The 3,992-nt window shown below is 73.4% G+C and carries 5 protein-coding genes and 1 rRNA gene; 3 read left to right on the forward strand and 3 right to left on the reverse strand.

Translation table 11 applies throughout. From position 1 onward, the window contains the following. Positions 1 to 233: YkvA family protein (locus tag E4P40_RS26790; protein WP_135161343.1), on the forward strand; the 233-nt coding region annotated here is incomplete at its 5' end. Here E4P40_RS26790 and E4P40_RS26795 read toward each other — a convergent pair. Together E4P40_RS26795 and E4P40_RS26800 are read right to left on the reverse strand one after the other, a co-directional pair. Next, complete coding sequence (locus E4P40_RS26795) at positions 220 to 1,440, reverse strand: crosslink repair DNA glycosylase YcaQ family protein (RefSeq protein ID WP_209305542.1); 1,221 nt, start codon at positions 1,438 to 1,440, stop codon at positions 220 to 222. The two genes, E4P40_RS26790 and E4P40_RS26795, sit on opposite strands and share 14 nt — an antisense overlap. Before the next feature lie 32 nt (positions 1,441 to 1,472). Next, positions 1,473 to 2,456, reverse strand: coding sequence for an EamA family transporter (locus E4P40_RS26800; protein WP_209305543.1), 984 nt, complete (start codon positions 2,454 to 2,456; stop codon positions 1,473 to 1,475). A gap of 68 nt (positions 2,457 to 2,524) precedes the next feature. Between E4P40_RS26800 and E4P40_RS26805 the strand changes: the two genes are divergently transcribed. Continuing rightward, entirely contained in the window at positions 2,525 to 3,124 is a 600-nt protein-coding gene (locus E4P40_RS26805; RefSeq protein WP_135161345.1) for a GNAT family N-acetyltransferase, read from the forward strand. Continuing rightward, on the forward strand, positions 3,079 to 3,780 hold the full coding sequence (locus E4P40_RS26810) for a DUF2461 domain-containing protein (protein WP_245160617.1): 702 nt from the start codon (positions 3,079 to 3,081) through the stop codon (positions 3,778 to 3,780). The genes E4P40_RS26805 and E4P40_RS26810 overlap by 46 nt, the downstream gene beginning before the upstream one ends. Positions 3,781 to 3,878: 98 nt before the next feature. Here E4P40_RS26810 and rrf read toward each other — a convergent pair. Further along, positions 3,879 to 3,992: ribosomal RNA gene (rrf, locus tag E4P40_RS26815) — 5S ribosomal RNA — on the reverse strand; the annotation flags it as partial.

Genomic DNA, 3,992 nt, shown 5'->3' on the forward strand with positions numbered 1-3,992 from the left:
CGGCCGGCGTGCGGGTGCGGCTCTGGGCCCTGCTGGCCTACCTGCTCTCCCCTCTCGACCTCGTGCCCGACTTCCTGCCGGTCATCGGCTACGCGGACGACGTCGTCGTCGTCGCCTGGGCACTCCGGTCGGTGGTGCGGCGGGCCGGGTACGAGGCGCTGGAACGGCACTGGCCAGGACAGCCGGCCGGGCTGGCCGTCGTGAGCCGGCTGGCGGGGGTCAGCGCAGGCTGACGCCCGCGCGCGCCAGGTCGGGGGCGAGGTCGCCCCGCCCGGCGACCCCGACGTCGTCGAGTTCCAGCCAGTCGGCCAACAGGCGCAACTCGTCGGCCAGCGCCGCGGCGACCAGCGGCCGGTCGATGCCCTCCTCCCCGTGCGCCGCCTGCACCCGCAGCACCCCGGCCTGCCGGTCGGCCTTGAGATCCACCCGGGCGACGAGCCGGTCACCGAGCAGGAACGGCAGCACGTAGTAGCCGTGCACGCGCTTGGCGGCGGGCGTGTAGATCTCCAGCCGGTACCGGAAGCCGAAGATCCGCTCGACCCGCGGCCGTTCCCACACCAGGGAGTCGAAGGGGCTCAGCAGGGCCCGGGCCCGCACCCAGCGGGGACGGCGGGCAGCCGGGTCGAGCCAGGCCGGCGTCCCCCACCCGACGACCTCGACGGGGTGCAGCTCCCCGGCCTCGGCGAGCTCGATCACGGCCTGCCGGCCCGCCGCGGGACGCAGCCGGAAGTAGTCGCGCAGGTCGCGCTCGGTGGCCACCCCGAGCGCGCGGGCGGCGGTGCGGACGAGCTCCCGGACGGCGTCGGCGGGATCGGGGGTGGGCGACTGGAGGACGTCGGGCGGCAGCACCCGCTCGGTCAGGTCGTAGACCTTCTCGAAGGCCGTCGTGCGGTGCGTCGCGGTGATCTCACCGGTGAAGAACAGCCACTCGAGGGCGATCTTGCCGTCGTGCCAGTTCCACATGGCCCCCGGGCGGTCGGGCCGGGGCTCGGCGAGGTCGCTGGCCTTGAGCGGACCGTTCTCCCGCACCCGGTCGAGGACCTCGGCGACGTAACCGGGTCGCTCCCGCTGGACGCGGACCATGTTGCCCCACGCGTGCTCCTCGGCCGCGGCCATGCGCCAGCGCAGGGAGGGCTGCAGGCGAACCGGCAGGAACGACGCCTCGTGCGCCCAGTACTCGAAGACGGCGTGCCGCCGGGCGGTCAGCTCGTCGAGCGCCGCCCGCGGATAGGCGCCCAGTCGGCTGAAGGCAGGCAGGTAGTGCGATCGGGAGAGCACGTTGACGGAGTCGATCTGGACGACCGCCAGCCGCTCGACCATGCGACGCAGCTGCCGCACCGACACCGCGCCGTCCGGCCGCGGGTCGGCGAACCCCTGAGCGGCCAGGGCGATGCGCCGGGCCACCCCGGCCGGCAGCCGCTCGAGCTCGGTCCCGCTCACGTCCGGGGATCCTGCCTGGTCGGTACGACGGTTCAGGTCGGTTCGACCGGCATCGCACCCTGTCGGGTGGTCGGCAGCGGGGAACGGCGACCGCGCGACTCCGCGGTGATCACGAACGCGACCGCCGCGATGATCACCGCTCCCCCGGCCAGCACGTTCACGGTCAGGGGCTCGGAGAGGAACAGCGCCCCCAGGACGACCGCGACCGCCGGGTTCACGTACGCGTAGGTGGTCGCGAGCGACAGCCGGGCCCGGGCGAGCAGCCAGACGTAGGCGCTGTAGCCGAGGACGCTGCCGACGAGGACCAGGTAGACGAAGGCGATCCAGGCGGACGACTCGGTGCCACCGAGGTGGAGACGTCCCCACTCCCCGCCGAACGACCCCAGCACCACCATCGCCGTCCCGCCGGCGGCCATCTCGACGACCGTGGTGACGAACGGGTCGGCGGGCAGCGGGCGCCGGGTGGCGAGGACGGTGCCGCACGACCACAGGAACGAGGACAGGCAGACGAGGAGCAGCGGCCCGAGCTCGGCCGCCCCCTGGACGCCCGGGTGCAGCAGGATCGCCACCCCGACGAGACCGACGAGGAGACCCGCCACGGTGGCCGCCGAGGGCCGGTCGCGCAGCACTGCGCGCAGGAGGACCACCCAGAGCGGGGTCCCGGCGATGAGGAGCGCGGCCATGCTGGAGTCGACGTCCTGCTCCGCGACCGCGACCAGGCCGTTTCCGCCCACCAGCAGGAACAGGCCGCACAGGGCAGCCGTGACGAGCTCGCGGCGGGTCATCCGGAAGGCAGGCCGCCCGCGGGACACCACGATCATCGCGGTCAGCACGGCTCCGGCGAGCAGGAACCGCGCACCCATGGAGAGGAACGGAGGCAGGCTGCCGACGATGTACTTGATCGCGAGGTAGGTCGAGCCCCAGACCAGGTAGACGGTGCCCAGCGCCACGATCACGCCCGCGGTCACCGGACGTTCGGCCGACGAGGTGTCGCTGGCGGTCCGGGTACGGGTCACGGGTCGATTGCAGCACCCGCCCCGCATCGGCCGGCGGGGGGCCCGCCCCGCCCGCCTAGGCTGCCCGCGTGGATCCCTCGTCGTCGTTCCCCCGCCTCTCGGGCACGGCCGACGCATCCGTGCGTCCGGCCTTCCCGGAGGACGCGGCGGAGATCGCACGCATCCAGGTGGTCACCTGGCGGACGGCGTACCGGTCGCTGCTGCCGATGGCCGTGCTGGACGAGTGGGACGCCGACGTCGCCACGGAGAGCTGGCGGCACGCGATCACCGTGCCGCCCACGCCCGGTCACGGCGTGCTCGTGGCGCTGGAGAAGAACACCGTGGTCGGCTTCGTCGCCTACGGGCCGGCCGAGCTGGCCACGGGCGAGGTGCCTGATCCGGCCGGGCCGACGACGGAGCTGTCGATCCTCATCGTCGAACCGCGGTGGGGACGGCGGGGACACGGCAGCCGGCTGCTCGCCGCGGCCGCCGACCTCGCGGTGGGCGGCGGCGCCGCACGCCTGCAGGTGTGGTTGCTGGAGGCAGACCGGGTCTCGGCAGGCTTCTACGAGTCGGCGGGCTGGGCGCCGGACGGGTGGGCGCGCACGCTGGACACCGGTGGGGAGCCGCTGCGGGAGGTCCGGTGGCACGCACTGCTCGGGAGCGACGCACCGGAGGGGACGACGTGAGCTTCGAGGGCTTCCCGGACGAAGGGCTGGTCTTCTACGAGGGGCTGGAGGCGGACAACTCCAAGACCTACTGGACGGAGCACAAGGCCGTCTACGACGCACAGGTGAAGGCACCGCTCCTGGCCCTGCTCGAGGACCTCGCGCCGGAGTTCGGCACCGCCAAGGTGTTCCGTCCGTACCGGGACGTGCGGTTCAGCAACGACAAGACGCCGTACAAGACGCACCAGGGGGCCGTCGTCCACCCGGACGGCGCGTGCGGCTCCTGGTACGTGCAGATCTCCGCGGACGGACTGCACGTGGCCGGCGGGTGCTGGCGCCTCGAGTCCGACCAGGTCGCCCGGTACCGCCGTGCGGTGGCCGACGACGTCCAGGGACCGCGTCTGGCGAAGGAAGTGGACCGTCTGACCGCCGCCGGCATCTCGATCGCCGGCGAGCGCCTGTCCCGTGTCCCTTCGGGGTTCGACGCCGGTTCGCCGCGGGTGGAGCTGCTGAAGCACAAAGCGCTGCACGCCTCACGCAGCTGGGAGCCGGCCGAGTGGCTGCACAGCCGCCGGGCGCTGGACGAGGTGCGGGGGGCGTGGCGGGAGTTCCGCACACTCAATGCGTGGCTGGCCGACAACGTCGGCGCGACCGCCAAGGAGCCCCGCCGCCGCTGACCCTTCCGGCGTTCGGTGCACGAACCGCTCGGCAGTGCGACGGGCCGAGACGACGAAAGGGCCCCAGCGTGGTGGCTGGGGCCCTTTCGGTAATGGTTGTCCGGCGGCGTCCTACTCTCCCACCCCGTCTCCAGGGCAGTACCATCGGCGCTGAGAGGCTTAGCTTCCGGGTTCGGAATGTTGCCGGGCGTTTCCCTCTCGCCATGGCCGCC

The organism is Blastococcus sp. CT_GayMR20, assembly GCF_004570345.1.